Source organism: Verrucosispora sp. WMMC514, from assembly GCF_027497295.1.
GTDB lineage: Bacteria > Actinomycetota > Actinomycetes > Mycobacteriales > Micromonosporaceae > Micromonospora > Micromonospora palythoicola.
Genome location: NZ_CP114906.1, coordinates 1741615 through 1767999, shown reverse-complemented (window position 1 = coordinate 1767999; position 26385 = coordinate 1741615). Strand labels below are relative to the sequence as shown.

Annotated in this window: 29 protein-coding genes; 18 read left to right on the top strand and 11 right to left on the bottom strand. The window is 72.1% G+C overall.

Features of this window, described 5'->3' with window-relative positions; all coding sequences use genetic code 11:
- Positions 1-24: 24 nt before the first annotated feature.
- Together O7597_RS08065 and O7597_RS08060 are read right to left on the bottom strand one after the other, a co-directional pair.
- Positions 25-822 carry a class I SAM-dependent methyltransferase gene (locus O7597_RS08065; RefSeq protein WP_281583213.1) on the bottom strand — a complete coding sequence of 266 codons (798 nt, stop codon included), beginning with the start codon at positions 820-822 and terminating at the stop codon, positions 25-27.
- On the bottom strand, positions 819-1583 hold the full coding sequence (locus O7597_RS08060) for an SDR family oxidoreductase (RefSeq protein ID WP_269738411.1): 765 nt from the start codon (positions 1581-1583) through the stop codon (positions 819-821). Before O7597_RS08060 ends, O7597_RS08065 begins: the two co-directional genes overlap by 4 nt.
- A gap of 106 nt (positions 1584-1689) precedes the next feature.
- On the opposite strand from O7597_RS08060, the gene mshA reads away from it, so the two are divergent.
- The 3 genes from mshA (at position 1690) to O7597_RS08045 (ending at position 4803) form a co-directional block, all read left to right on the top strand.
- On the top strand, positions 1690-3117 hold the full coding sequence (mshA, locus tag O7597_RS08055) for a D-inositol-3-phosphate glycosyltransferase (RefSeq protein ID WP_281582358.1): 1428 nt from the start codon (positions 1690-1692) through the stop codon (positions 3115-3117).
- 94 nt (positions 3118-3211) lie between these two features.
- A complete protein-coding gene (locus tag O7597_RS08050) occupies positions 3212-3745 on the top strand; it encodes a YbjN domain-containing protein (RefSeq protein WP_269738409.1) in 534 nt (177 codons plus the stop codon).
- A 188-nt stretch (positions 3746-3933) separates the two neighbouring features.
- Positions 3934-4803 (top strand): hypothetical protein, encoded by an 870-nt coding sequence (locus O7597_RS08045; protein ID WP_269738740.1) that lies wholly within the window; start codon positions 3934-3936, stop codon positions 4801-4803.
- 369 nt (positions 4804-5172) lie between these two features.
- On the opposite strand, the gene O7597_RS08040 is transcribed toward O7597_RS08045, so the two are convergent.
- On the bottom strand, positions 5173-6486 hold the full coding sequence (locus O7597_RS08040) for an MFS transporter (protein ID WP_281582357.1): 1314 nt from the start codon (positions 6484-6486) through the stop codon (positions 5173-5175).
- Between the two features lie 52 nt (positions 6487-6538).
- On the bottom strand, positions 6539-7846 hold the full coding sequence (locus O7597_RS08035) for an MFS transporter (protein WP_269738407.1): 1308 nt from the start codon (positions 7844-7846) through the stop codon (positions 6539-6541).
- Between the two features lie 151 nt (positions 7847-7997).
- On the opposite strand from O7597_RS08035, the gene O7597_RS08030 reads away from it, so the two are divergent.
- Complete coding sequence (locus O7597_RS08030; RefSeq protein WP_269738406.1) at positions 7998-8765, top strand: phosphoglyceromutase; 768 nt, start codon at positions 7998-8000, stop codon at positions 8763-8765.
- 70 nt (positions 8766-8835) lie between these two features.
- Here the strand turns inward: O7597_RS08030 and phoU are convergent, their stop codons facing one another.
- On the bottom strand, positions 8836-9486 hold the full coding sequence (phoU, locus tag O7597_RS08025) for a phosphate signaling complex protein PhoU (RefSeq protein WP_269738739.1): 651 nt from the start codon (positions 9484-9486) through the stop codon (positions 8836-8838).
- A gap of 276 nt (positions 9487-9762) precedes the next feature.
- Between phoU and O7597_RS08020 the strand changes: the two genes are divergently transcribed.
- Both O7597_RS08020 and O7597_RS08015 read left to right on the top strand, forming a co-directional pair.
- Positions 9763-10926, top strand: a complete 1164-nt coding sequence (locus O7597_RS08020) for an ATP-binding protein (protein WP_281583212.1) — start codon at positions 9763-9765, stop codon at positions 10924-10926.
- Between the two features lie 56 nt (positions 10927-10982).
- The gene (locus O7597_RS08015; RefSeq protein ID WP_093403456.1) at positions 10983-11666 is read left to right on the top strand and encodes a response regulator transcription factor; all 684 of its coding nucleotides are present in this window, start codon (positions 10983-10985) and stop codon (positions 11664-11666) included.
- A gap of 14 nt (positions 11667-11680) precedes the next feature.
- On the opposite strand, the gene O7597_RS08010 is transcribed toward O7597_RS08015, so the two are convergent.
- From O7597_RS08010 to O7597_RS08000, 3 genes are read right to left on the bottom strand one after another with little or no spacing between them, the layout of a single operon-like run.
- On the bottom strand, positions 11681-12064 hold the full coding sequence (locus tag O7597_RS08010) for a Fic family protein (protein ID WP_281582356.1): 384 nt from the start codon (positions 12062-12064) through the stop codon (positions 11681-11683).
- Positions 12064-12264, bottom strand: a complete 201-nt coding sequence (locus O7597_RS08005) for a hypothetical protein (protein WP_269738403.1) — start codon at positions 12262-12264, stop codon at positions 12064-12066. The genes O7597_RS08010 and O7597_RS08005 overlap by 1 nt, the downstream gene beginning before the upstream one ends.
- Positions 12265-12309: 45 nt before the next feature.
- Positions 12310-13119 (bottom strand): hypothetical protein, encoded by an 810-nt coding sequence (locus O7597_RS08000; RefSeq protein WP_269738402.1) that lies wholly within the window; start codon positions 13117-13119, stop codon positions 12310-12312.
- Positions 13120-13191: 72 nt separating this feature from the next.
- Here O7597_RS08000 and O7597_RS07995 point away from each other — a divergent pair, with 72 nt between their 5' ends.
- Together O7597_RS07995 and O7597_RS07990 are read left to right on the top strand one after the other, a co-directional pair.
- Complete coding sequence (locus O7597_RS07995) at positions 13192-14136, top strand: Ppx/GppA phosphatase family protein (protein WP_269738401.1); 945 nt, start codon at positions 13192-13194, stop codon at positions 14134-14136.
- Between the two features lie 75 nt (positions 14137-14211).
- Positions 14212-15018: a sugar phosphate isomerase/epimerase gene (locus O7597_RS07990; protein ID WP_269738400.1), complete on the top strand. Its 807-nt coding sequence runs from the start codon at positions 14212-14214 to the stop codon at positions 15016-15018.
- A gap of 38 nt (positions 15019-15056) precedes the next feature.
- Here the strand turns inward: O7597_RS07990 and O7597_RS07985 are convergent, their stop codons facing one another.
- The 3 genes from O7597_RS07985 to O7597_RS07975 are packed head-to-tail and all read right to left on the bottom strand — an operon-like array spanning position 15057 to position 17044.
- Positions 15057-15614, bottom strand: a complete 558-nt coding sequence (locus tag O7597_RS07985; protein WP_269738399.1) for a CGNR zinc finger domain-containing protein — start codon at positions 15612-15614, stop codon at positions 15057-15059.
- An 18-nt stretch (positions 15615-15632) separates the two neighbouring features.
- Positions 15633-16799, bottom strand: coding sequence for a glutathionylspermidine synthase family protein (locus tag O7597_RS07980; RefSeq protein ID WP_281582355.1), 1167 nt, complete (start codon positions 16797-16799; stop codon positions 15633-15635).
- Positions 16800-16801: 2 nt separating this feature from the next.
- A complete protein-coding gene (locus O7597_RS07975) occupies positions 16802-17044 on the bottom strand; it encodes a hypothetical protein (RefSeq protein ID WP_164448479.1) in 243 nt (80 codons plus the stop codon).
- A 135-nt stretch (positions 17045-17179) separates the two neighbouring features.
- On the opposite strand from O7597_RS07975, the gene O7597_RS07970 reads away from it, so the two are divergent.
- The 10 genes from O7597_RS07970 (at position 17180) to O7597_RS07925 (ending at position 26381) form a co-directional block, all read left to right on the top strand.
- Positions 17180-18100 (top strand): proline dehydrogenase family protein, encoded by a 921-nt coding sequence (locus O7597_RS07970; RefSeq protein WP_281582354.1) that lies wholly within the window; start codon positions 17180-17182, stop codon positions 18098-18100.
- 90 nt (positions 18101-18190) lie between these two features.
- Positions 18191-18991: an alpha/beta hydrolase gene (locus tag O7597_RS07965; RefSeq protein WP_281582353.1), complete on the top strand. Its 801-nt coding sequence runs from the start codon at positions 18191-18193 to the stop codon at positions 18989-18991.
- Positions 18984-19571, top strand: coding sequence for a TetR/AcrR family transcriptional regulator (locus O7597_RS07960; protein ID WP_281582352.1), 588 nt, complete (start codon positions 18984-18986; stop codon positions 19569-19571). The genes O7597_RS07965 and O7597_RS07960 overlap by 8 nt, the downstream gene beginning before the upstream one ends.
- 163 nt (positions 19572-19734) lie before the next feature.
- Complete coding sequence (locus O7597_RS07955; protein ID WP_281582351.1) at positions 19735-21054, top strand: hypothetical protein; 1320 nt, start codon at positions 19735-19737, stop codon at positions 21052-21054.
- A 45-nt stretch (positions 21055-21099) separates the two neighbouring features.
- Positions 21100-22479 carry an HlyD family efflux transporter periplasmic adaptor subunit gene (locus tag O7597_RS07950; RefSeq protein WP_281582350.1) on the top strand — a complete coding sequence of 460 codons (1380 nt, stop codon included), beginning with the start codon at positions 21100-21102 and terminating at the stop codon, positions 22477-22479.
- Positions 22476-23252: an ABC transporter ATP-binding protein gene (locus O7597_RS07945; RefSeq protein WP_348650792.1), complete on the top strand. Its 777-nt coding sequence runs from the start codon at positions 22476-22478 to the stop codon at positions 23250-23252. Before O7597_RS07950 ends, O7597_RS07945 begins: the two co-directional genes overlap by 4 nt.
- The gene (locus tag O7597_RS07940) at positions 23249-24433 is read left to right on the top strand and encodes an ABC transporter permease (protein WP_281582349.1); all 1185 of its coding nucleotides are present in this window, start codon (positions 23249-23251) and stop codon (positions 24431-24433) included. Before O7597_RS07945 ends, O7597_RS07940 begins: the two co-directional genes overlap by 4 nt.
- 225 nt (positions 24434-24658) lie before the next feature.
- The gene (locus O7597_RS07935) at positions 24659-24868 is read left to right on the top strand and encodes a helix-turn-helix domain-containing protein (RefSeq protein WP_007465625.1); all 210 of its coding nucleotides are present in this window, start codon (positions 24659-24661) and stop codon (positions 24866-24868) included.
- A 220-nt stretch (positions 24869-25088) separates the two neighbouring features.
- Positions 25089-25190, top strand: a complete 102-nt coding sequence (locus tag O7597_RS07930; RefSeq protein ID WP_007465623.1) for an AURKAIP1/COX24 domain-containing protein — start codon at positions 25089-25091, stop codon at positions 25188-25190.
- A 117-nt stretch (positions 25191-25307) separates the two neighbouring features.
- Positions 25308-26381, top strand: a complete 1074-nt coding sequence (locus O7597_RS07925) for an NAD-dependent epimerase/dehydratase family protein (protein ID WP_269738391.1) — start codon at positions 25308-25310, stop codon at positions 26379-26381.
- Positions 26382-26385: the final 4 nt, after the last annotated feature.

The following is a 26385-nucleotide window of genomic DNA, read 5'->3' as shown; positions in this document are numbered from 1 at the left end:
TCAACCCGTGCCTGCCGGGCTCGTTCAGGTGGGGGCGACGGTGGGCCAGGGGAGGGTGAGGTGGCCGTGGCGCCAGTGGCGGGGGCGGTCGAGGACGGGCCAGCCCTGAGCGCGGACGGCCGACACGGTGTGCAGCCAGCGTTGGCGGGGGCCGAAGGGGACATAGCCGGCGGCGGCGTGCCAGGCGTCGTCCAGGGACCGGATCAGGTCGTGGATCCGCTCACCCGGCACGTTGCGGTGGATCAGCGCCTTCGGCAGCCGCTCGGCCAGCTCGGCCGGACTCTCCAGAGTCGCCAGCCGGGCGGCCAGGGTCAGCGAGCGTGGGCCGTCGGCATCGAGCAGCACCCAGCCGGCGAGGCGTCCCAACTCGTCACAGGTCCCCTCCACCAGCAGGCCGCCCGGGGCCAGGCCGGCGCACATCGTGGCCCACGCGGCGGCCACCTCGCTCTCGTCGTACTGGCGTAGCACGTTCAGCGCGCGGACCAGGGTGGGCCGCAGGCCGGCCAGTTCGAAGCCGCCTCGGGCGAAGGTGAGCCCGGGCGGGTCGGCGGCCGGCTGCGCGTCCGCGACGCGCACCGGATCGATCTCCAGCCCGACCACCCGCACGTCGGCGCGGACGCGTGCGGCGAGCCGGGCCCGCAGCTCCACCGCCGTCACCGGCGCCGCACCGTAGCCGAGGTCCACCACGAGTGGGTCCGGTGCGGCGCGCAGCGGATCGGCGCAGGCATCCACGATCCAGTTGTCCACCCGCCGCAGCCGGTTGGGCCCGGTGGTACCCCTGGTGACCACCCCGAGCGGCCGGGACGCCGGCACGACCATCAGCCCGTCCGGTGCACCTTGTGCTGGGCGGCCTGGGCCAGCGGCCGGACCACGAGACGGTCCACGTTGACGTGTTGCGGGCGGGTGGCGCACCAGGCGATGCAGTCGGCGACATCGTCGGCGACCAGCGGCTCGGCGACACCGGCGTAGACCGCCTCCGCCCGCTCGACGTCCCCGCCGAAGCGGGTCAACGAGAACTCGTCGGTCTTCACCATGCCCGGGTCGATCTCGATCACCCGCACCGGGCGTCCGCACAGCTCCAGCCGCAACGTGCCGGCGATCGCCGTCTGCGCGTGCTTCGCCGCGGTGTAGCCGCCGCCGCCCTCGTACACGGTGAAGCCGGCGGTCGACGAGACGACGACGATCGTGCCCGCCCCCGATGCCTCCAGCATCGGCAGCAGCGCCTGGGTGACCCGCAGCGTGCCGAGCACGTTGACGTCGTACATCCACTGCCAGTCACCGACCGCGCCGGACTCGACCGGGTCCAGCCCAACCGCGCCACCGGCGTTGTTCACCAGGACCGTCACCGGCCCGCCGGCCTGCCGCGCGGCCCGGGCGAGGCCGGCCACCGACTCGTCGGAGGTCACGTCACAGCTCACCGCGGTGGCGGAGCCGCCGGTGGCGGTGATCTCCGCGACCAGTTCGACGAGCCGGTCGGTACGCCGCGCCGCGGCGAGCACGTGGAAACCCTCGCCCGCGAGCCGCCGCGCGGTGGCGGCGCCGATCCCGCTGGACGCTCCGGTGACGATCGCGACACGACTCATCCGGCCATTCTCGCTCCCCGCCGGGCGACCGCTGGCGGCACGGTCGCCATGAGGTCGGTCACGCCCGAGACCCTGCCCGACGTATTTCCCGCCGCCGATCGGGAAGATGACATCCGGCGTGGCGTGTTTAGGCAGGAGCGCCGGTCGTGCGGGGACGGCATCAACCGTGGCAAAGGGAGCGGACGTGGCGGAAGAGCACACCGGTGTCGGACGTCAGCGGGGTTCCCTGCCGTGGCCGCGACCCCGGCGGATCGCGACCCTGTCGGTACACACCTCGCCGCTGCACCAGCCGGGCACCGGGGACGCGGGCGGCATGAACGTCTACATCCTTGAGGTCTCGCGGCGGTTGGCCGAGGCGAACGTCGAGGTCGAGATCTTCACCCGGGCCACCTCGGGCGACCTGCCGCCGGTGGTGGAGGTGGCCCCCGGTGTGCACGTCCGGCACGTGATGGCCGGCCCGCTGGAGGGCCTGACCAAGGAGGAGCTGCCCGGCCAGCTGTGCGCGTTCACCGCGGGCGTGCTGCGCGCCGAGGCGGCCCGTCCGCCGGGCCACTACGACCTGATCCACTCCCACTACTGGCTCTCCGGCCAGGTGGGTTGGCTGGCCAAGGACCGTTGGGGGGTGCCGCTGGTGCACACCGCGCACACCCTGGCCAAGGTGAAGAACGCGCAGCTGGCCGCCGGTGACCGGCCGGAGCCCAAGGCGCGCGTGATCGGTGAGGAACAGGTGGTCGCGGAGGCCGACCGGCTGGTCGCGAACACCCGGGTCGAGGCGCGGGACCTGATCGGTCGGTACGACGCGGACCCGACGCGGGTCACCGTGGTCGAGCCCGGTGTGGACCTGGACCGGTTCCGTCCCCCGGTCGGCGACCGGGAGGCCGCCAGGACCGCCGCCCGGATCCGGCTCGGCCTGCCGGCCGGTGGCCACCTGATCGCGTTCGTCGGCCGGATCCAGCCGCTGAAGGCACCCGACGTGCTCATCCAGGCGATCGCCGCCCTGCGGGCCCGGGATCCCGAACTGGCCCGTGAGGTCGCGGTGGTGATCTGCGGCGGTCCCAGCGGCACCGGGCTGGACCGGCCCACCGCGCTGATCGAGCTGGCCGCCTCGCTCGGCGTGACCGACCGGGTGCACTTCCTGCCCCCGCGTACCGGCGCGGAACTGCCCCTGCTCTACCAGGCGGCCGACCTGGTCGCGGTGCCGTCGTACAACGAGTCCTTCGGCCTGGTCGCGCTGGAGGCCCAGGCCTGCGGTACGCCGGTGGTGGCCGCGGCCGTCGGCGGACTGGTCACCACGGTGCGCGACCAGGTCAGTGGGGTGCTGGTGCGCGGACACGACCCGGTGGACTGGGCGGGTACGCTGGCCCGCCTGCTGCCCGACCGGGCCCGACGGGCCGAGTTGTCCGTCGGCGCCGCCCGGCACGCCCGGGACTTCTCCTGGCACCGCACCGCCGCCGGCCTGCTCGCCGTCTACGGTGAGGCGGTCGCCGACCACCGGGCCGGCCTCACCGCCGAACTCACCGCGTCCCGCTGCTGACGCCGCGCCACGTGCCACCGGACAGCGCCGGACCACGAGCCGGACCGCAACGGTGCCCGGGCGGCGCGGTGCCGACCGCCGTAGAGTTGGCCGGATGAGCGACCTCGGTGCACTTATCGAGTCCGTCTGCGCGGAGCGGGAACTCGCCTGCGAGTCCACCGGCCCCGGGTCGTACGCGGTGACCCTGCCCGGTACGCACAAGCTCAAGACGATCTGCAACCTGATCGTCGGCGAGCACGCGCTGCGGATCGAGGCGTTCGTGATGCGCCAGCCGGACGAGCGGCGCGAGGAGCTGTGGGCCTGGTTGTTGCAGCGCAACGCGAAGATGTACGCCGTGTCGTTCTCCATCGACGCGGTCGGCGACGTCTACCTCACCGGTCGGGTGAATCCGGACGCCGTCGACGCCGACGAGCTGGACCGGCTGTTCGGCGCGGTACTGACCTACGCCGACGAGTCCTTCGACACGATGCTGGAGATCGGGTTCGGCAGCTCGATCCGCCGCGAGTGGGAGTGGCGGGTGAAGCGGGGCGAGTCGACCGCCAACCTGGCCGCCTTCGCGCACCTGTTCGAGCCCTCGGCGGGGGCCCGGTCGACTCCACCGACCGCCGGAGGTTCGGACCGCTCCTGAGGGGTAAGCCGCAGCGCGCGGTGCGGCGTTGGGACCCGCCGCGCCGAGACGGCGAGTGGCGAGGAGCGTGAGCGTCCATGGCTCAGCGAAGCAGCTCGGGTCGCGGCGGGACCGCGACCAGGACCAAACGGCAGGGTGGCAACCAGACCCCGAACACGCCGAGGATCTCCGAGTCGGAGATCGCCCGGATGCGGGTCGACGACATTCGGGGGCAGCTGCGGCGGCACGGGGTCTCCGGCATCTCCGCGCTTCGGAAGCCGGAACTGGTGAAGACACTGACGAAGACGCTGCGGTCCAGCGGCGCCGGGCGCCGCAGCAGTGGTCCGGCCGGCCGGGCCGGCGCCACGAAGACCTCCGGTGCGAAAGCCACGAAGACCTCCGGTGCGAAACAGGCGGCGTCCGGCCGTACCGCGCCGGGGCGGGCCAAGGCGGCCCCGACCAAACGAGCCACTCCGGCGCGTAAGGCGGCCGGCGCGGCGGGCCGGCCGGCCGCCGGCAGTGCCCGCAAGACGACAAGCGCGGCGCGCAGGTCCACGGCCGGCACGGCGCGGAAGAGCACGGCGGGTGCGCAGAAGTCGACTCCGCGCGGGTCGGCCCCGAGCGGCACGACTGCCGGTGGGGCCACCCGCGCCCGCACGGCGGCACCGACCCGCCGTCCGGCCGAGGCCCGGCCGGCCCGTGGTGGCGCGGTGCGTACCGGACGCTCGACGTCCCGGTCGGTCCGGTCGTCGCAGGTGATCTCCTCCCTCCAGGACCGGCCGGAACGTCCCGGCCGCAGCCTGGTCACCACCAACCACGACGTCATCCGGCGCTGGGCACGGGAGCGGGGAGCCAGGCCGGCGACGATCAGCGGTACCGAGCGGCCCGGCCGGGCCGGCGTGCTGACGTTCAACATTCCGGGTTACCGGGAGAGCAGCCGGATTCGCGAGATCACCTGGGACGAGTGGTTCGACACGTTCGACAAGCGTCGGTTGAATCTGATCTACCAGGAGCAGCTGCGCGACGGCCGGCAGAGCAATTTCTTCCGAACCGAATCACCCGATCGGGAGGACGGGTGAGAGGTTTACGGGAATAGCACCCGGGTACCCGCCGTTGGCCTTGACCGAGGGCTCGTACGCGTCCCGAAGGGGACCGGTGGCTGTGACGGGCGAGACAGTCGCTCAGGTTGAATCGCGAGGTCGGGCCGCACTAACTTTATTGCACCGTGTCACGTCTGGAACCGTTCGGGGGAGCGGCGGATCGATCAGATCTGGACAACCGGGCGAGGCGCGGGGGACGGGTGGACCAACACCGTTGGGGGACGGTGGCCCACCTGTTTGGACCGGCGGCGCGAGCGGGCGCCGCTTACGGGGGTGAGTGTCGCCCGCCGCCGCCGGTCGTACGACGTGACATGCCCGGCACGACTCCGTGCCGGGCATGACGCGTCTTCACACCTGCCCGGCCAGCGACGCCCCGGCCGGTTCCCCCTGGTGCCGCAGGTTGGCCACGCGGCGTTCCCGCGACGGCCCGGCGAGCAGGTGCACACCGGCGGCCAGCAGACCCAACGCGCCGACCAGCAACCAGTGCCCGTCGCCCCACCGTTGCAGGCTGAAGCCGCCGAGCGTCGGCGCGAGGAACGACGCCGCCGGGAAGGCCAGGTAGAACACCGACTGGTAGCGGGCCCGCAGCGCCGGTGGTGCCAGGTCCGCGTTGATCTGTGCGTTGGGAGGCGCCGCCAGCATCGAGCCGACCGTCCAGACCACGCAGGCGCCCAGGTAGGACGCGAGGTGGTCGGCGATGGCGAGCGCGCCGAAGCCGACGGCGAGCAACGCCGTCGACAGGGCCAGCACGTGAGCCTTCCGGTGGCGGTCGATGAGCCGGGGTACGAACAGCTGCCCCAGCACGATCAGGACGCCGCCGAGGGCCACCACCGCCCCGTACGACGACGGGCCCAACCCGTCGGTACGCATTGCCAGCGGCATGATCGTCGATGCCTGCATGGTCAGTACGGCCAGCACGAAGGTCAGCCCGACGAAGACCAGGAAGTGCCGGTCGGTCAACGCGGTGTGCAGGCCGGGGCGACGCGGACCTCGGGTGCCGGCGGCCGGGTCCGCCCGCGGTTGCCGACGGGCCAGGGTCTCCGGGACCTTCCAGGCGATGAGCGCGGCGGTGGCCACCGTGGCGACGGCGTCGACCAGGAAGAGGGCCACGTAGCTGGCCTCCGCCAGCAGACCGGCCAGCAACGAGGCGACGGCCATGCCGAGGTTGAACGCCCAGAACTGCAGGTTGAAGGCGCGGGACCGGCGCTGCTCGGGCACCACGTCGACGATCGCGGCGACGAAGGCCGGGCTTGGCATGGAGTGCGTCACCCCGACCAGCAGGGCGAGCGCCGCGATCACGCCGAGGTGCTGGCTGAGGGCCAGGGCGACCATCAGGGCGGCGGTGACCAGGTGCGCCGCCACCAGGGTCGAGCGCCGGCCCCACCGGTCGGCCAGGACCCCACCGAGCAGCACCCCGGCCGCACCACCCGCGCCGTACGCGCCGACCACCACGCCGGCCAGCGACTCGCTGGCGCCCCGAGCGGCGGTCAGGTAGAGCGACAGGAAGAGCATCGCGAACGCGCCAGCCCGGTTGATCAGCAGACCGGCCCAGAGGTACCAGAAGGTGGCGGGCAACCCACCCGCGGTGTCGGTCAGCCAGCGCCGAAGCGCCCCGACCGGCGGCGGGTCGTGCCGCTCGACCTTGCCAATCTGTTCGGACACCTAACAGATCTTGCCCGGATCGACGGACAGGAGCGGCGCCGGGTGGCGCGGCTCACCCCCGCGAGGTGGCCACCGGCTCCGCGGCCTGCGGGGCGGCGGGCTGCGGTGCCGTCGACTGCACCGTCACCACCGGTGCCGCACCGGTGGTACGGAGGGCGACGGCACGCCGCTCCCGCGCCGGTCCGGACAGCAGGTGGCCCACCGCCATCACCAGACCGACCACGGCGCAGCCCGCCCAGAGAGTCGCGTTGCCGGCCTGCTCCCGGACCAGTCCGCCGAGGATCGGCGCCGCCGCTCCGGCCAGTTGCCAGGAGAGTGAGAAGACGCCCTGGTAGCGACCGCGTAGTGCGGCGGGGGAGAGTTCGGCGATGAGCGTGGCGTTGGACGGCGAGTTGAGCATCTCGCCGAGGGTCCAGATCAGCACCGTGAGGGCGTAGAACCAGGCGACCTCGGCGAACGCGGTCAGCCCGAAGCCCAGGCCCATCACCACCGCGGCCAGGGCGAGCACGTGTGACCGGCTGCGTCCCTTGATCAGCCGAGGCACGAAGAGTTGACCGGCCACGATCAGCACGCCGTTGAGTGCGATCACCGAGCCGTACGTGGCCGGGCTCAGGCCGGAGTCGGCCATCGCGATCGGCAGCATCGAGATGTGCTGGAGGAAGACCAACGCCCCGAGCAGGTTGAGCGCGACGAAGCCGAGGTACACCCGGTCGGTCAGGATGGTGCGCAGCGCTCCCGCCGGTGCGCCGCCGCGCGGCATGCCGACGGTGACCGTCCGGGTCTCACTGACCTTCACGAAGATGATCAGCGCGGTGACCACCGTGGTGGCCGCGTTGACCACGAAGAGCAGCAGGTAGCCGGCCTGCGCGGCGAAGCCGGCGAGCACGGCGGCGCAGGCGAAGCCGAGGTTGATCGCCCAGTAGTTGAGCGAGAAGGCCCGCAGCCGGTCCCGCTCCGGCACCACGTCGATCATCATGGCACCGAATGCCGGGCGGGCCGCCTCGGCGAAGAGGCCGAGCAGCAGCGCACCCGCCGCGACCGTCCACAGGTCACGCGCGAAGCCCAGGGCGAGCATCATCGTCGCGGCGCCGAGATGGGCGGTGAGCAGGGTCGGCCGGCGACCCCACCGGTCGGTCAGGGTGCCGCCGGCGGTGGTGCCGACCGCGCCGCCGACGCCCCAGGCACCGAGCACCAGGCCGGCCTGCGAGGCGGAGAACCCGCGCTCCTGGGTCAGGTAGATGGCGAGGAAGACCAGGACGAACGAGCCGAGCCGATTGATCAGGGTGCCCGTCCAGAGGTACCAGAAGGTCCTCGGTAACCCACCCGTCGTATCCCGGAACCAACCCCGTATCGCGCGCACGCCGGCGCCCCCGTTTCCGTAATGCCTGGTGATCTAAAGGATCCTTACCAACCTAGTGCTGTGCCGGAATCAAGGTCACCCGCATTTCCACGTGGTGGTCGTCACCACCCTTCGCGCGCGTGCCACAGCGGGTTGCGGCAGGATGATCGGCATGACAGCTAGCGAGGGACCCACCGTCGGGACGCTGGTCCTGCTGCGCCACGGCGAGAGCGACTGGAACGCCAAGAACCTCTTCACCGGCTGGGTCGACGTCGACCTGACCGCGAAGGGGGAGGACGAGGCGCGTCGCGGCGGCGAGCTGCTGCGCGAGCACGGCCTGCTGCCGGACGTGGTGCACACCAGCGTGATGCGCCGCGCCATCCGGACCGCCGAGTTGGCGCTGAACGCCGCCGACCGGCACTGGATCGCGGTGCGCCGGTCGTGGCGGCTCAACGAGCGCCACTACGGCGCGTTGCAGGGCAAGAACAAGAAGCAGACCCTGGATGAGTACGGCGAGGAGCAGTTCATGCTCTGGCGCCGCTCGTACGACACCCCGCCGCCGCCGATCGCCGACGACGACGAGTGGTCGCAGGTCGGCGACCCGCGGTACGCGTTGCTGCCGACCGAGCTGATGCCGCGTACCGAGTGCCTGAAGGACGTCGTCGAACGGATGCTGCCGTACTGGTACGACTCGGTGGTGCCGGACATCCTGGCCGGCCGTACGGTGCTGGTGGCCGCGCACGGCAACTCGCTGCGGGCGCTGGTCAAGCACCTGGACCAGATCAGTGACGAGGCGATCGCGAAGCTCAACATCCCCACCGGGATCCCGCTTCGCTACGACCTGGACCCGCTGCTGCGTCCCCAGACGCTGGGCGGGACCTACCTCGACCCGGAGGCCGCCAAGGAGGCCGCCGCCGCCGTGGCCAACCAGGGCCGCTGAGCCGGCCCGAGTCCGATCGTCGGAAGGGCCCCCGCCACGCCAGGCGTCGGTAGGGGCCCTTCCGCGCCCCTCAGGGGGCGGTGACGGGTTCGCCGGTGATCAGATAGACCACGTGTTCGGCGCTGTTCACGGCGTGGTCGGCGAAGCGCTCGTAGAAGCGACCCAGCAGGGTGGCGTCGATGGCGGTCTCCACGCCGTACGGCCAGTCCGCGCCGAGCAGCACCCCGAACAACCCCTTGTGAAGCTCGTCCATGGCGTCGTCGTCGCTGTCCAGCTCGGCGGCGAGATCGGCGTCGGGGTGCGCCAGCACCGAGGCGATCTTCTCGGCCATCCGGTCGGCGATCCCGGCCATGTCCGTGAAGACCGGGCGCAGCTCGGCCGGCACGGCCGGGGACGGGTGCCGGCGCAACGCGGTCTTGGCGACGTGATCGGCCAGGTCACCCATCCGTTCCAGATCGGCGGCCACGTGCAGCGCGGTGATCATGGCGCGCAGGTCGGAGGCGACCGGTGCCTGACGGGCCAGCAGGTCGCACACCCGCTCCTCCACCTGGCGGTACAGCCCGTCGATCTCGGCGTCCCGCTCGATGACGGACTCGGCCGCGCGGCGATCGGCGGTGAGCAGGGCCCGGGTCGCCTGTCGCAGCGCCGCCCGAACTCCCTCGGCCATCTCGACAAGCAGTTGGCTGACGGCCTGAAGTTCGGCCCGGAACTCGTCGCGCATTCTCACGTCCTGTCCGTCGGGGCCGGCGATCCCGCCGGCGGGTGTTTGCGCAGGTACGCCCGCCAAGCTATGACTCCCGGGCGGACCGGAGGTGAACGCTGATGAACTGCGCCGGACGCGCGGGTGAACTTTCCTGGAAGTGAGAGTGCTTCGTCCTGTTCTGGGCGATAGCCGGGTTAACAATGACCCTACGATCGCCGAGTGACGTGGGCGGTGACGGTGGGTGTGGCGACGGCCCTGGTGGTCGGGGTGGTCGCCGGCCTGTGGTTGTCCCGCATGATCCCGTTCGGCAAGGGGAGGCTCGCGATCGTCGACGAAGTGCAGGTCGGGCTCGGCCGCCGCGCGATCGATTCGCTGCGCGCGGGAGTCGTGGTGCTCGACGCGGACGATGTGCCCGTACTTGTCAATCCGGCCGCGCGGGCGATGGGGCTGCTGCGGACCGGCGGCCGACCAGGTTCGATCATGGCCCATCCGCTGGTCCGTACCCTCGCGGGGCAGGTACGGCGCACCGGTGTGCGGCGCGAGATCGAGCTCGACCTGCCCCGGGGCCGCGACAACGCCGGAGAGAACCCGCTCGGCGTGCACCTGCGGGCGATGGGACTGGGCAACGGCTACATCGCGGTGGAAGCGGCCGACGTGACCGAGTCACACCGGTTGGCCCGGGTGCGCCGCGACTTCGTGGCCAACGTCAGCCACGAACTGAAGACCCCGATCGGTGCGTTGCAGTTGCTCGCCGAGGCGCTGCTGGACGCCACCGAGCCGGCCGGTGAGGGTCGGCCGGATCTCTCCGAGGACCTGGTCGCCGCCCGACGGTTCGCCGAGCGCATCCAGCACGAGTCGACCCGGTTGGGGCGGCTGGTGCAGGAGCTGCTGGAACTGACCCGGCTCCAGGGCGCCGAACCGCAGCCGGCCCCTGAGCCGGTCGCGGTGGACTGGGTGATCTCCGAGGTGATCGACCGCACCCGGACCGCCGCCGCGGCCCGCCGGATCGAGGTGACCGTCGAGGCGGAGCGGGGCCTGACCGTGTACGGCAGCGACAACCAGCTCGCCACGGCGGTGGCGAATCTGGTGGAGAACGCCCTGAACTACTCCGGCGAGGACACCATGGTTCGGATCGCCGCCCGCACCGCCGGGGAGCAGGTGGAGATCGCCGTCACCGACCAGGGCATCGGCATCGCCCCCACCGACGTCGACCGCATCTTCGAACGGTTCTACCGGGCCGATCAGGCGCGGTCGCGGGCGACCGGCGGCACCGGCCTCGGGCTGGCGATCGTCAAGCACATCGCGAGCAACCATGGCGGTCGGGTGGAGGTGGCGAGCACTCTTGGTGGTGGGTCGACGTTCACCCTCCGGCTGCCCGCCCGTCCGCCGGACGACCTGCTGGCGACACTGCCACCTGCTGGGATCGAGGCCGGTCCGGCCGAGCTCCGGCAGGTCTGAACCACACCTGGATCAGGCTGGGCGCCGCCCGGTCCGACCGATGAAAGGAAACGCCGTTGAGTCGCGTTCTGGTGGTCGAGGACGAGGAATCGTTCTCGGACGCACTGTCGTACATGCTCCGCAAGGAGGGGTTCGAGGTCTCCGTGGCCGCCACGGGGACGTCGGCCCTCACCGAGTTCGACCGGACCGGCGCCGACATCGTCCTGCTCGACCTGATGCTGCCGGAGATGTCCGGTACCGAGGTCTGCCGGCAGCTGCGCCAGCGCTCGCACGTGCCGATCATCATGGTCACCGCCCGGGACAGCGAGATCGACAAGGTGGTCGGCCTGGAGATCGGTGCCGACGACTACGTGACCAAGCCGTACTCCCCCCGGGAGCTGGTCGCCCGGATCCGCGCGGTGCTGCGCCGGCAGAGCCCGGAGGCGCCCGAGTCGGGCGCGCCGACGCTGGCCGCCGGCCCGGTCCGGATGGACATCGAGCGGCACGTGGTGACCGTCGACGGGGGTGCGGTGCAGTTGCCGCTCAAGGAGTTCGAGCTGCTCGAACTGCTGCTGCGCAACGCGGGTCGGGTGCTCACCCGGGGCCAGTTGATCGACCGCGTCTGGGGTGCCGACTACGTCGGTGACACGAAGACGCTCGACGTGCACGTGAAGCGGCTGCGCTCGAAGATCGAGCCGGAGCCCTCCACCCCGCGTCACATCGTCACGGTGCGCGGTCTCGGCTACAAGTTCGAGCCCTGATCCGACAACGCGGCTCAGAAGAGCTTTCGCAGCGAGTTCGCGATCGGGTCGACCTCGGTCAGCCGGCTCTCCGCCACCGCGATGACCAGGTCGTACGCGACATCCTGGTCGACGTCATCAAGCTCGGCTACGGAGACGGCGCGATTCTGGAGCAGGAAAGCGACGGTCACGATCCAGCCGATGCGCTTGTTCCCGTCCACGAACGGATGATTGTTGAGCAACGAGTGCAGCAACGCCGCCGCCTTGGTCCAGAGATCCGGGTAGGCGTTCTCGCCAAAAACGCTGGTCCGGGGTCGGGCGACGGCTGATTCGATCAACCCTGCGTCCCGGACCGCGACGCCGATCTTGCGGGCGATGCGAACGACGTCTGTGAGCGTCGGGTAGTAGATCTCCGGCATCACTCGGCCAGGCGGGCGAGCAGCGTGGCATGGCGTTCGATGATCTCGTCGGCCAACTCGTCGAACTGCCGCGCGTTGCGCCGCATCAGGTAGTCGTCGATGGCGGTCACCACCACCGCGTGCATCGACCGCTCCTCCTCGTCAGCCACGAGGCGGAGTCGGCGTTCGCGATCGTCGTCGAGACGGAGCGTCATGGCCATGGGTGCATGGTAGCAACGGTGCTATCAAGATCACCTAGGTCTGCTTCAGAGTTGGTCCGCCGGGTGGGGGGCGACGAGGCCCTGCCGGGTCCGCGCCGCGCACAGTTCGGCCAGTTTCGCGTACGCGGCCTCGCCGACGAGCGCGGTCAGCTCCGGGGCGTACGACAGGTACATCGGGTCGGCGCCGACGTGCGCGTCGGTGGAGGAGGTGCACCACCAGTCGAGGTCGTGCCCGCCGGCACCCCAGCCGCGCCGGTCGAACTCGGCGAGCGTGGACACCAGCACCTTCGTGTTGTCCGGGCGCTTCACCCACTCCTGGTCCCGGCGGACCGGCAGCTGCCAGCACACATCCGGCTTGTACTCCAGCGGATGCGCCCCGTCGCGCAGCGCCTGGGCGTGCAGCGCGCAGCCGCCTCCGCCCGGGAAGTCCGCGTCGTTGAGGAAGACGCAGGGCCCGTCGGCATCCCGGGTAGCGGTACGCCGGGCCGGCGTCTTGCCGTCGACGGTGTCGTTCGCGGTCCAGTTCTTGAATCCACGCCGGTAGTGCTGCCAGGTCTGCGGGGTGAGCCGCTTCGCCGCGGCGCGTACCCGCGACTCGTCGTCCGAGTCGGTGAAGAACGCACCGTGCGAGCAGCAGCCGTCGGCCGCCCGACCGGCGATGATGCCGTGGCAGCCCTTGCCGAAGATGCAGGTCCACCGGGACAGCAACCAGGTGAGGTCGGCCCGGATCAGGTGCCGTTCGTCCGCCGGGTCGACGAACTCGATCCACTCCCGGGGGAAGTCCAGCGGCACCTCCCGGCTGCGCGGGTCGGCCGGGTCGTCCACCAGCACACGGAGTTCGATCTGCCCTGTCACCCGGCCAGCGTACGCGTGGTGCGGCGGGCAGGTCGCCGAGTGGCGCGAACCGGGTGGGCCTAGGGTTCTCCCATGCGACTGGGTGTCCTCGACGTCGGTTCCAACACGGTGCACCTGCTGGTGGTCGACGCCCACCGGGGCGCGCACCCGTGGCCGGCGCACTCGGAGAAGACGGTGTTGCGTCTCGCCGAGCAGATCGGACCGGACGGCGCGCTTCGCGAGGCCGGCGCCGACGCCCTGGTCACGGCGGTGGAGGCGGCGCGTACGTCGGCCGCCGATCTGGAGGTCGACGACCTGATCGCCTTCGCCACCTCCGCGGTGCGCGACGCCACGAACGCGGCGGAGGTGCTGACCCGGGTGCGGGACTCCACCGGCGTACGGCTGGAGGTGCTCTCCGGCGCCGACGAGGCGCGGATGACCTTCCTCGCGGTCCGGCGGTGGTTCGGTTGGTCCGCCGGGCGGCTGCTGGTGCTGGACATCGGTGGCGGCTCGCTGGAGATCGCGGCCGGTATCGACGAGGATCCGGACGTCGCGGTGTCGCTGCCGCTGGGTGCCGGTCGGCTGACCCGGGACCGGCTCGACGTGGATCCGGACAGCACCGCCCCGCCCGCGCCGGAGACGGTGGAGCAGTTGCGGGAGTACGTCGACGCCCACCTCGATCCGGTGGTCGAGCGGATGACCGAGGTGGGGTGGGAACGGTCGGTGGCGACCTCCAAGACGTTCCGTACGCTGGCCCGACTCGCCGGTGCGGCACCCAGCGGGGCCGGGCTCTGGGCCCGACGCCGGCTCACCCGGTCCGGGCTGCGACAGGTGCTCGGCTTCATCCGGCACATCCCGCCCGCGCAGCTTGTCGAACTGGAGGGGGTCAGCGCGGGGCGCGCCCACCAACTGCTGGCCGGTGCCGTCGTCGCCGAGTCGGTGATGCGTCGACTCGGGATCGACGCGCTGGACGTCTGTCCGTGGGCGCTGCGGGAGGGTGTGATCCTCAGCCGACTGGATCGACTGACTCCGGTGTGATGCTGAACGTCCCGGCTGTCTGCTTTGCCGGTTCTCGTCATGATGCCCGACCGCATCCCGGCTACCCTCGATGGCGTGACTTCCCGCGTCCCGGTGCTCCTGTCCAGTTCCTCGGTCTTCCCTGAGCGGACCGCGGCGGCGTTTCAGCTGGCCGCCACGCACGGTTACGACGGCCTCGAGGTGATGGTGTGGACCGACGCGGTCAGCCAGGACGCGGGCGCGCTGCGCGGGCTGTCAGATCACTACGGAGTGCCGGTACTCTCCGTGCACGCACCGTGTCTGCTGGTCACGCAGCGGGTGTGGAGCCCCGACCCGTGGGAGCGGCTGCGCCGGGCGGCGGTGCTGGCCGAGACGTTGGAGGCGCCGACCGTCGTGGTGCACCCGCCGTTCACCTGGCAGCGGGAGTACGCACGTGGCTTCGCCGAGGGGCTCGACCGGGTGGCCGGCGAGTTCGGCGGCCTCCGGTTCGCGGTGGAGAACATGTATCCGGTACGGATGGCCGGCCGCCAGTTCGTCCCGTACGTGCCTGGTTGGGATCCCACCGAAGCCGGTTACGCCTCGTACACCCTGGATCTGTCGCACTGCGCGGCCTCGCACAGCGACGCGCTGGCGATGGCCGACCGGATGGGCGACGGTCTGGCCCACGTGCATCTCGGCGACGGCACCGGCGAGGGACGCGACGAGCACCTGGTGCCGGGGCGCGGCAACCAGCCCTGCGCCGAGCTGCTGCGCTCGCTGGCCGGGCGGGGCTTCTCCGGTTCGGTGGCGGTGGAGGTGACCACCCGGGGCGCGAAGAGCCGGCAGGTCCGTGAGGCGGACCTGCGCGAGGCGCTGGCGTTCGCCCGGCAGCACCTCAGCACGCCGTCACCGGTCGACGCCTGAGGCTCCGGCCGGACGGCCGGACGGCCCGTGATCGCGGGTCAGGAGACCGGCGCCAGCGGGTCCGGTTGGCTGGGCACGGCGGCCCGCTTGCGGGCCCGGTGCGCGGCCACGTGCGAGCGGGTGGCGCAGCGCTCCGAGCAGAACCGCCGGCAGCAGTTCGACGAGGTGTCCAGGTAGACGTTGCCGCAGCGGTCGTCGGCGCAGACGCCGAATCGGGCGCTGCCGTACTCGCACAGCCACACCGACAGGCCCCACACCGCGCCGGCCAGATATTCCGAGCTGACCGAGGCACCCCGGCTGGTCACGTGCATGTGCCAGTCGCTGGAGTCGTGTCCCGAGATGCGCGGCTGCACCGGGAACGCCTCCAGCAGGGAGTTCAGCTCGTTCACCGCCTCGGCGTCGCGCCCCGAGGTGCCGTATTCGAAGACGTCACGCAGCCGCTTCTGCGCGCGCCGGAAGGTCGGCAGGTCCCGTTCCGCGACCTCGTCGCGCATCCACTTCTGGTCGTCGCAGAAGATGGCGCGTAGATCGTCGAGATCGTCCAGGCGCGCGTTGACGAGGTCAACCCCGGTCCGGGCGTACGCGTCGAAGTTCACGCCTCAACGGTAGACGACTCACTCCGGGCGTGGCGCGTCGATGTAGTGCGGCAGGAACCGCGCGTAGCCGTCGGTGATCAGGCTCGCGCTCTCCCGCAGCCCGGCACCCGCCGATTCTCCGTCGACTGTCCAACTGCCCAGCACCAGGCGGCTTCCGGCGAACTCGGGCAGCGCCCGGAACTCCTGGTAGCAGTAGCCCTCGTCGCCGTAGTCGCCCGGGTTGCTGATCTCGCCACCGGGGGTGACGATCCGCACCGCGGCGCCCTCCCGACCGAGCAGCGGCTTGGCGACGTACTCGGACATGCCGCGCGGCGAGTCGAGGTACGCCGGGAGCAGCAACTCGTGCCCCGGGTACAACTCCCACAGCACGGCCAGCAGCGCCTTGTTGGACAACAGCAGCTTCCAGGCCGGCTCGATCCAGGTGGTCGGGGTGCCCGGCCGCAGCGCCAGCGGGCCGTACGGCTCGGCGAGCATCCACTCCCACGGGTAGAGCTTGAAACAGGTGGTGACCGGGCGGTCGTCGGCGTCGATGAAACGCCGGCCGTTCCAGCCGAGATCCTGGATCGGCAGCAGTTCGACGTCCAGCCCCGCCTGGCGGGCGGTCTCGGCCAGGTAGCCGGCGGTCATGTGGTCCTCGCCGGTCTCCTCCTCGTTGGACCAGACCACGTGCACCCGCCGGTCGTACAGCTCGGCGCCGATCTTCGCCCAGCTGCCGACGAGCCGCTCGTGCAGGCTGTTCCACTGGTCCAGGTCCGGCCGGGTGTGTTCCAGCCAGTACCACTGGATGATGCTCGCCTCGACCAGGGCGGTGGGGGTGTCGGCGTTGTACTCCAGCAGCTTCGGCGGCCAACTGCCGTCGTACCAGAGGTCGAAGCGGCCGTAGAGGGTCGGCGGCGTCTCCCGCAGCGAGCGGGCGACCGCCTCGGCCGCCCACGCCGGGATGCCGAAATCGGCGTACCGGTTGCGCGCCACCACGTGTTCGGCGGCGGCCACCGACATCCGGTGCAGTTCCTCGGTGGCCTCCTCCAGCCGCAGCACCTCGTCCAGCTCGAAGGCGTACGTGGCGGTCTCGTCCCAGTACGACATCACCCCGCCGTCGGGCAGTTCCGTGTCGACGTAGACCAGGCCCTGCTCCCGGACGGTGGTGTCCCAGTCGGGGCGGGGAGCGGTCGTCTCGCGACGCACGCTCAGCCGCCGCAGGAGGCGAGGTGGGTGCCGAAGCCGCCGCGCTCGGGCACGGCCGCGCCGACCGGCTCGGGTGCGGCACGACCGGCGCCGGTCTCGGCGGCGGGGGCCGGCACCCGCAGGGCCAGGGCCACCGTCTCCCCGCCCCCGGCCGGGCCGAGGGCGCAGTCGTCATCGTCGTCGTCGGAGGTCATGTTGCAGCCGGAGAGGGCGAGCGCCAGCGCGGTGATGGCGCCAAGCTGCACGGAGGCCGATCGAAGTCGGCGGCGAGGGCGTTGTTCCACGACATGGTTGTAACCGATGAACGCCATCCCGTCCGCCCCGGGCCGGGGGCGACGGGGGAAGGTACCTGGCGGTCGGGTGAGCGTTACGCTCGGCTCATGCTCCGTACCGTCATCCTCGCCGCCTCCCGGTCATCCCGGGTCGAGCGGCTCGTCGCGACGGCCCCGTTCTCCCGGGACGTCGTCCGCCGGTTCGTCGCCGGCGCCAAGACCGACGACGCGTTGCGCGCGACCCGCGAACTCGTCGACGACGGTCTGGCGGTCACCCTCGACAATCTCGGCGAGGACACCGTCACCGGTGAACAGGCCAACGCCACCCGGGACGAGTACCTCACGTTGCTGCGGATGCTCGCCGAGGCGAAGCTGACGCCCGCCGCCGAGGTCAGTGTGAAGCTCTCCGCGCTCGGCCAGGCGTTCGACGAGCAGCTCGCGTACGACAACGCCCGGGCGATCTGCGCCGCCGCCGAGGCGGCGGGCACCACGGTCACCCTGGACATGGAGGACCACACCACCACCGACTCGACCCTGGACATCCTGACCAAGCTTCGCAAGGACCACCCGTCGACCGGCGCGGTGCTGCAGGCCTACCTGCGGCGCACCGAGTCCGACTGTCGCGACCTGGCGGCGGCCGGGTCGCGGGTGCGGCTGTGCAAGGGCGCGTACCGGGAGCCGGAGTCGGTGGCGTACCAGTCGGCCCGCGAGGTCGACAAGTCCTACGTCCGGTGCCTCAACATCCTGATGTCCGGCGACGGTTATCCGATGCTGGCCACCCACGACCCACGCCTGATCGCGATCGGTGAGGACCGGGCACGCTGGTTCGACCGTGACCCCGACCGCTTCGAGTTCCAGATGCTGTACGGCATCCGGCCGGAGGAGCAGACCCGCCTGGTCGGCGAGGGTTACACGGTGCGGACCTACGTGCCCTACGGCGACGACTGGTACGGCTACCTGATGCGCCGGCTCGCCGAGCGTCCCGCCAACCTGGCGTTCTTTGCCCGCGCGCTCAGCTCCCGGAAGTAGCCCTCCTCCGCCACGTGCCGCCGGCCGACAGGGTCGGCGGTGCGTGGTGCGGCCTTGACGGTGTTGGCTAATAGCATTAGCCTATTGGCTATGACAACTAGCTGGGTGGAGCGTGCCGACGGTCGCATCGCGTACGAGGTGCACGGGCAGGGGGCGCTGGTGGTGCTCGCGCACGGCATGGGGGAGAACCGCGGCTCCTACCGGCATCTGATTCCGCTGCTGGTGGCGGCGGGCTACCGGGTCGCCTCGGTCGACGTGCGCGGGCATGGCGACTCCAGCGCCGACTGGCCGTCGTACGCCCCGGTGGAGGTGGGCGGCGACCTGCTCGCGGTGGTTCGCGACCTCGGCGGCGGTCCGGCCGTTCTGGTGGGCAACTCGTCAAGCGCCGCGGCCGCGGTCTTCGCCGCCGCCGACGCGCCGGACCTGGTCAACGGGATCGTGCTGGTCGGTGCGTTCGTCAACCCGCCGGAGGGCAACTTCCTCATCCGGCTGGCCCAGAGCGTGGTGCTGCGCAGTCCACGGCTGTTCGGCCTGTTCCACCGCACGCTCTTTCCCGTGCACCGCCCGGCCGACGACGCGCAGTACCGCCGGCAGCTGGTGGCGGCGCTGCGCCGCCCGGGTCGGATGGCGCCCGTGCGCGGAGTGATCCATCCGGTGCGGCCGCACTGGACCGCCCGCGCCCCGCAGGTGCGTCAGCCGGTGCTGGTGCTGATGGGCACGAAGGACCCCGACTTCCGCGACCCGGGCGCCGAGGCGCGGGCCGCCCGGCGGCTGTTCCCGGTCGCCGAGGCGCGGATGATCACCGACGCCGGGCACTACCCGCACGCCGACCGTCCGGAGGCGATGGCGGCGGAACTGGTCGGCTTCCTGGCGGCGGCGAATCGTGCCTAGGGCCGGGCTCAACGCGCAGGTGGTGGTGCGCGAGGCGGCCCGGCTCGTCGACGAGGTCGGGTACCACCGGCTCACCCTCGCCGCGTTGGCGAACCGGCTCGGCGTGGCGCTGCCGAGCCTCTACAAGCACATCAAGGGCGTCGAGGCGCTCGCGCAGCAACTGTCGGCGCTGGCCACCGCCGAGATCGCCGACGAGATGACCACGGCCGCCGCCGGCCGTAGCGGTGCGGACGCGCTGCGGGCCGTCGCCGCCGCCTACCGCTCGTACGCCCGTCGGCACCCCGGGCGCTATCCGGCCACCCAGCGGGTACCGGATCCGGCCGACCCGGCGCACCTGGCCGCCGGGGAGCGGGCGGTCGGTGTGGTCTACGCCATCCTGCGGGGATACGGCATCCACGGCGACGCCGCAGTGGACGGAGTCCGGATGTTCCGCGCGGCCGTGCACGGCTTCGTCGCACTGGAGGCGGCCGGTGGCTTCGGGTTGCCCCGGGAACTCGACCGTTCCTTCGACCAGATGATCAGCGCGTTGGGCGTGGCGTTCTCGTCCTGGCCCGGATCGGGGACGCCCGGCCCTGCCTGAACGTACCGACCGGGACAGCGTCGGTCGATCGCCCTTCCGTCGGCGCCACCGCAGGCCGTACCCTTCGCCGGTGGATCACGGGGGCCCTGTGGGCAGCGATGAGCCGGCGCCGACCGGTGCGACACCGGATGGGGTGACGGCGGAGCCGGCATCTGCTCCGGCGGTGGAGGAGCCGCCGGCCGGTCCGGGGACCGAAGGCCGGCGGCGTCGACGGTGGCCACTGTGGACCGCGTTGGTCGCGGTGCTGCTGACCCTGAGTGTCGGCGTTCCGGTGGTGCTGCTGGCCGGCGGAGCGTCCGATGTCGAGGTCGGTGAGCCGGCGACCGCCGCCTCGCCGACGGAGAACCCGACCACGGTCGCCGCCCGACAGGTCGCCGAACGGATCACCGCGCAACTCGACAAGCAGGCCGCCGCCCTGCTCGGTGGTGACCGGTCAGCGTTCGCCGCGATCGCGGCCACGGGGGTACGCCCCGAGCTGCGTCGACGGTTCGACGCGCTCAAGGCCCTGCGGGTCATGCACTGGCAGGGGCGGCCGAGTGGCCTGCCCACCTCCGCGGGCCGGGCGGGGGAATGGCGGGTGTCGATCGAGTTCCAGTACTGCTTCGTCGTACGGAACTGTCAACCGAGCCCGGTGGTGGTCGAGACCCGGTGGCGCGACGGTGCGGAACCCCGGCTGCTCACCCTGCTCAAGTCGAAGTCCTCGGCAGTTGTCAACGGCCGCTACAACGGCCAGCCCGGTGTCCTGCCCTGGGAGGTCAGCAAGCTGGCCGTCCTGGTCGGAAAGCGGGTGATGGTGGCCAGCACCCCGGCCCACCGCGACCGGTTGCCGGGCCTGCTGAAGCGGGCCGAGGCGGCGGCGAAGGTGGCGGACGGCTACGTCGTGACCGGTGCGCCGCCCGACCTGTACCGCGTCTTCTACGCCGGGCCGAAGGAGTGGGAGCGGTGGTACGGCGGTGACCAACCGGAATGGGGCGCGGGGTACGCGGTGAACGTCGGCGGCGGTCACCACGAGGTGGTGCTGGCACCCGAGACGCTCGACTACGGTCCCGGGCTGGACGAGCTGCTCCGCCACGAGCTGGCCCACACCGCCTCGCTGCCCGACAAGGACTACTGGGACAACTCGGCCTGGTGGCTGATCGAGGGGTTGGCCGAGCACGCCGGTGCCGACGGCCGGTCGGTCGCCCGGTACGAGGGGCTGGTGCCCACCCGACGGCTGGTGCGGGGCGACTGGGACGGCAAGCTGGACAAGCTCATACCCGCCGACGACGCACCCCACGAGGAGGTGACGGGCAACTACGGGATCGCGTACCTCGCCTTCCGGCATCTGGTCGACCGCTTCGGCGAGGAGCGGGCCTTCGCCTTCTTCAAGGCGGTGGTGTACGACCTGCGGCTACCGGCGCAGACCACCGAGGAGATCTTCGGTCAGTCCTGGGCGAGCCTGCGCAAGGAGTGCGTCGCGTACGTCCGGAAGGCCGTGCGCTGACCTGGGGCGGCCCTGGCAGGGCGGACATCGACAGCGACTCGTAGCATGTGTCGCGTGCGCCGCTCCGACTCGCCGCGGCTGCCAGCCATGCGGCTCCGCCTGCTCACCGTCCTGCTCGCCGTCACCGTGCTGACCGTCACCACCGCCGCCTCCTGCGGTGGTGACGAACCGTCGATCACCCTCGCCGCCGCGGCCCGGGCGGCGGTGGCGGAGGAGATCGACGCCCCCGCCACGGTCGTCGCGCGTGCGGCGGCGACCCTCACCGCCCCGGCGGACGGCACGCTCGCCCGACTGCGGGTCAAGCCGGGGCAGCAGGTCAAGCGGGGCCAGGTGCTCGCGGTGATCAGCTCACCGTCGGCCCGGGAACGGCTCCGCCAGGCGCGTGACGCGCTGAACGCAGCGAAGCGCGCCGGTGGCGGCGGTGACCTCGTCGGTTCCCTGCGCGGCACCGACCGGGCCGCCGAGCAGACCCACGCCGCCGCCCGCGCGGCCGCGGTGAGGATCGACGACCCGAAGCTTCGCAAGGCGTTGCTCACCCAGGTCGAGGCGGCCCAGCGGCGGTACGACGCGGCGGCTCGGGCCGCCGACCGGGCGGTACGGGAGGTGCAGCGCGGCGTTCGCAAACTGAACTCCGCCGTCAGCGCGCTCGCCACCGCCCAGCGACTCCAGGCCCAGCAGGCGTACGACCTGGCCAAGGCGAACGTCGACGCGTTGACCCTGCGCGCCCCGATCGCCGGGGTGGTGCAACCGGGCGGCGTCAGCAGCGGCGGTGGCTCGGCGGGGGCGCTCGCCGGGTTGCTGGAGTCCGGTGGGATACCGGCGGGCATCGGTGCGGAGGCCCTCGGCGCGCCGGCCGGCCCGCCGCCCGGGGTGGACACCGCGATACCGGTGGGTGGTCGGGTCACCGCCGGCACCGCGGTGCTGACCGTGGTGGACACCCGCGACCTGGGCCTGCTCGCCGAGGTCGACGAGACGGACGTGCTGCTGGTCCGGCCCGGGCTGACCGGGACCGTCGAACTGGACGCCGTCCCCGGTGCCAGCTACCCGGCGACGGTCCGCTCGATCGACGTGCTGCCCAGTACCTCGGCCCGGGGCGGGGTGAGTTACCGGGTACGACTCGCGCTCGGCGACGGCCGCTTCGGTGAGGCCGAGCCGGCGCCCACCCCGCGCCCTGGAATGAACGCGGTGCTGCGACTGCGGGTCCGGGAGGAGGCGGACGCGGTGACCGTGCCCGCGTCGGCGCTCTTCTCGGTCGACGGTCGGGACACCGTCTGGCTGGTCCGCGACGGTCGTGCCGACCGGGCGGTGGTCACCGTCGGTGTCCAGGGCCAGGACCTGGTGCAGATCGTCGACGGGGTGCAGGCCGGGGACCGGATCGTCGTCCGGGGTACGGACCAGATCCGCGAGGGCCAGGAGATCGGGTGAGCCGGGGGCCGGCCATCGAGGCGTTCGACGTGTCCCGGACGTACGAGTTGGACGGGGTGTCGGTGCCCGCCCTGCGGGGCGTGTCGTTGACCGTCGGCGCCGGCGACTACGTGGCGCTGATCGGGCCCTCCGGGTCCGGCAAGTCCACGCTGATGCACCTGCTGGGCGGCCTGGACCGGCCCAGCGGCGGCCGGCTGGTCATCGGTGGCCGGGAGGTGGGCAGCCTGTCCGCACCGGAGCTGGCCCGGCTGCGCAACGAGACGATCGGATTCGTGTTCCAGGCGTTCCACCTGCTGCCGCGTACCTCGGCGGTGGACAACGTGGCGCTGCCGCTGGTGTACCGGGGGGTGGGCGCGCGCCAGCGGCGGGAGCGCGCCGCCGCGATGCTCGGCCGGGTCGGCCTGGGGCACCGGCTGCACCACCGGCCCAACCAGCTCTCCGGCGGCGAGCAGCAGCGGGTGGCGATCGCCCGGGCCCTGGTCACCGACCCGACCGTGCTGCTGGCCGACGAGCCGACCGGCAACCTGGACAGCACCACCGGCGCGGCCGTGCTGGAACTGCTGGAACGACTCAACGTCGAGTCCGGGGTGGCGCTGGTGATGGTCACCCACGACGCGGAGGTGGCGGCCCGGGCCCGGCGGCGCATCGCGATGCGGGACGGTGTGGTCGTCGCCGACAGCGCGGCCACCTCGGCCGACGAGCCGGCGCCGGCAGGCACGGAGGCCGGCGGGGCCGGTCTGCGCGGAGTAGCTGACGGCGGGGCCGGCACGTGAGGGTGGCCGAGGCGTGGCGGGTGGCCTGGGACGCGCTGCGGGCGAACCGGATGCGCAGCGCGCTGACCATGCTCGGGGTGGTCATCGGAGTGGCCTCCGTGGTGCTGCTGGTGGCCATCGGCACCGGCACCAAGCAGCGGGTGGAACAACAGGTGGAGGGGCTCGGCTCCAATCTGCTGCTGGTCGTGCCGGGGCGGCTGGACGTGGGCAGCGCACCGGCGCTGTCCCCGCTCACCCTGCAGGACGTCGACGCGGTAGGGCGGGTGGTCGGCGATCCCGACCGGGTGGCCGTGACGGTCGCCTCGGGTGCGACCGTGCGGGCCGGCAACCGGGAGGACTTCACGACCGTCCAGGGGGTGCTGGAGACGACCCCGACGGTCTTCGCCCGGGAACTGGGCCGGGGCCGGTACCTGACCCGGGCCGATGTGGACACCGGGCGGCGGGTGGCGGTGCTCGGCGACTCGGTGGCCCGGTCCCTCTTCCCGGACCGGGAGGCGGTCGGCCAGCAGATCAACGTCGCCGGGGTCCGCTTCCGGGTGATCGGCGTCTTCACCCCGCTCGGACAGAGCCTCGGGGTCGACCGGGACGACGAGGTGCACGTGCCGGTGACGGCGGCGCAGCGGCTCTACGGCACCCAGCGGGTCGACGCCATCGCGGTGAAGGCGCCCGACCGGGAACGGATCGACGAGCTGGGTGACCGGATCGTGGCCGAACTCAACGGCCGGCACCCCGGTACCGAGTTCAGCGCCGTCACCCAGGAGCAGATCCTCGGTGTGCTGGGTGACATCCTCGGCATCCTGACCGGCGTACTGGCCGCCATCGCGGGCATCTCGCTGCTGGTCGGTGGGGTCGGCGTCTCCAACATCATGCTCGTCTCGGTTCGTGAGCGGACCCGGGAGATCGGGCTGCGGAAGGCGGTCGGGGCCCGGCCCCGGGACATCGGCGTGCAGTTCCTGCTGGAGGCGGTGCTGCTGACCTCCGTCGGTGGGCTCACCGGAATGGCCCTCGGGGTGGGCGGCGCGCTGCTGGTGGCCGCGCTCTCACCCATCCCGGCGGCGGTGACCTGGTGGTCGCTGGCACTGGCCTTCGGCGTCTCGGCGGCGGTCGGCATCGTCTTCGGGGTGGTACCCGCGCAGCGGGCCGGTCGGCTCGATCCGGTGGTGGCGCTGCGCGCCGAGTGACCTCCCCGATACCCGCGGCCGAGGTTGATCGTCGCCGGAATTCGGAAGACCGTACCCGACCAGGGGTTTTTCGCCGCAGCATCGGCACGATCCATGATCAGTTGCAGGAAGGGATCGCGCCGGTCACAGCCGTCCCGCTACCGTACTGGTAACACGCGCGTCGCCGGCCGCGCGGGAGGACCCGTGTGGCGGCACGCGCCGGGCATGGGATGGGTCGGGTGAGCCATGGCCGGGTCGCAGTCCGACGGTCGGCTGTCGGAGGTCAAGTTCCTGACCGTCGCCGAGGTGGCAACGGTCATGCGGGTGTCGAAGATGACGGTCTACCGCCTGGTGCACAGCGGCGAGCTGACCGCGGTGCGGGTGGGCAGGTCGTTCCGGGTGCCGGAGCACGCGGTGCACGAATACCTGCGCGGCGCCTTCCAGGAGACCGCCTGACCCTGGTGCGGCCGGGTCACGCGGGCCCGGTGGAACGGCATCGAGCGGGGGCGCGTTGGTCCTGCTGACGCAGTTTCGCTACGCTGGACTCCGATCGTGACCGCTGGTGCGCTCCGCCGCCCATCCCGCCGGTCCGGTCCCTGTCCGCAAGCGGTCGCCGACGCCACGGGTTCGTGGTGTCCTCCCGGTCGCGCCGCACGTTGCATCGAAAGGCTGTCGTATGGGCTCGGTGGTCAAGAAGCGCCGCAAGCGCATGGCTAAGAAGAAGCACCGCAAGCTGCTGCGCAAGACCCGCGTCCAGCGTCGCCGTCTCGGCAAGTGACCGACGCCGGGCCTGGTCCCGGCGTCCGTCCCTCGCCAACTGTCGACCCTCGGAGGCTCAGGTGATCAGGCCGTGGCTGTCCCGGCTCGGTCCCACCTGCCGGGGTAGGTGCGAGACATGACCCCCGGTGGCTCCCAGAGCCCTCCGGGGGTCGTCGTCGTGACCGGGGTCAGTCGCTATCTCGGCGCGCACGTCGCCGCCCGGCTGGCCGCCGACCCGCGGATCGACCGGGTCATCGGCATCGACCAGCCGGAGCCCGGGCCCGAGGTCGACGCACTGCTCGACCAGGTGGAGCGGATCCGGGTCGACGCCGGCTCGGTCGGTGGTCTCCTCGCCGACCTCGACGTGGACACCGTGGTGCACCTGGCCCTGGTCAGCTCCCCTGATCCGCAACACGGTGGCCGAGCGGCGATGAAAGAGCAGAACGTCATCGGCACCATGCAGCTGCTCGCCGCGTGCCAGCGGGCACCACGGCTACGCAAGATCGTGGTCCGCTCTTCCACCGCGGCGTACGGCGCCTCGTTCCGTGATCCGGCCGTCTTCACCGAGGAGACCGAGCCGCGCGAGGTGCCGCGGGGTGGCTTCGGCCGCGACATCCTCGACATCGAGGGGTACGTCCGAGGCTTTCGCCGTCGACGCGGTGACGTCACCGCCACCGTGCTGCGCTTCGCACCGTTCATCGGCTCGACGGCGGACACCACGCTCACCCGCTACTTTGCGCAGCCGGTGGTGCCGACCATCTTCGGCCGGGACGCCCGGCTGCAGTTCCTGCACTTCGACGACGCGCTGGAGGTGCTGCACCGGTCGGTCGCCGGTGATCATCCCGGCACCTTCAACGTCGCCGGGCCCGGCGTGCTCGCGCTGTCGCAGGCGATCCGTCGAGCCGGTCGGGTCGCCGTGCCGGTGCTGGAGCCGGGCCTGTCCGGTGCGGTCGCGTTGGCCCGGGTCATGGGCTTCGGTCGCTACGGCCTCGACCAGGTCGACCTCTTCGTGCACGGCCGGGTGGTGGACATCTCCCGGCTGGAGCGGGAGTACGCCTTCACGCCCCGCTCGACCGCCGCCGCCTTCGACGACTTCATCAGGGCACACCACGGGCGTGCCGTGGTGACCCGGGAGCACCTGGCCGCCGCCGAGCAGTTGGTGCTGGACCAGATCCGGCAGGTTCGGGCCGCCGTCCGGGAGCGGTCGTGACCGG

Coding starts and splice junctions, on each gene's coding strand:
- mshA (WP_281582358.1), top strand. CDS start 1,690: ATGACATCCGGCGTGGCGTGTTTAGGCAGGAGCGCCGGTCGTGCGGGG.
- O7597_RS08005 (WP_269738403.1), bottom strand. CDS start 12,264: ATGGCCATGACGCTCCGTCTCGACGACGATCGCGAACGCCGACTCCGC.
- O7597_RS07995 (WP_269738401.1), top strand. CDS start 13,192: ATGCGACTGGGTGTCCTCGACGTCGGTTCCAACACGGTGCACCTGCTG.
- O7597_RS07970 (WP_281582354.1), top strand. CDS start 17,180: ATGCTCCGTACCGTCATCCTCGCCGCCTCCCGGTCATCCCGGGTCGAG.
- O7597_RS08030 (WP_269738406.1), top strand. CDS start 7,998: ATGACAGCTAGCGAGGGACCCACCGTCGGGACGCTGGTCCTGCTGCGC.
- O7597_RS08045 (WP_269738740.1), top strand. CDS start 3,934: ATGCGGGTCGACGACATTCGGGGGCAGCTGCGGCGGCACGGGGTCTCC.
- O7597_RS08020 (WP_281583212.1), top strand. CDS start 9,763: ATGATCCCGTTCGGCAAGGGGAGGCTCGCGATCGTCGACGAAGTGCAG.
- O7597_RS08050 (WP_269738409.1), top strand. CDS start 3,212: ATGAGCGACCTCGGTGCACTTATCGAGTCCGTCTGCGCGGAGCGGGAA.
- O7597_RS07935 (WP_007465625.1), top strand. CDS start 24,659: ATGGCCGGGTCGCAGTCCGACGGTCGGCTGTCGGAGGTCAAGTTCCTG.
- phoU (WP_269738739.1), bottom strand. CDS start 9,486: ATGCGCGACGAGTTCCGGGCCGAACTTCAGGCCGTCAGCCAACTGCTT.
- O7597_RS08060 (WP_269738411.1), bottom strand. CDS start 1,583: ATGAGTCGTGTCGCGATCGTCACCGGAGCGTCCAGCGGGATCGGCGCC.
- O7597_RS08010 (WP_281582356.1), bottom strand. CDS start 12,064: ATGCCGGAGATCTACTACCCGACGCTCACAGACGTCGTTCGCATCGCC.
- O7597_RS07965 (WP_281582353.1), top strand. CDS start 18,191: ATGACAACTAGCTGGGTGGAGCGTGCCGACGGTCGCATCGCGTACGAG.
- O7597_RS07925 (WP_269738391.1), top strand. CDS start 25,308: ATGACCCCCGGTGGCTCCCAGAGCCCTCCGGGGGTCGTCGTCGTGACC.
- O7597_RS07930 (WP_007465623.1), top strand. CDS start 25,089: ATGGGCTCGGTGGTCAAGAAGCGCCGCAAGCGCATGGCTAAGAAGAAG.
- O7597_RS07950 (WP_281582350.1), top strand. CDS start 21,100: ATGTGTCGCGTGCGCCGCTCCGACTCGCCGCGGCTGCCAGCCATGCGG.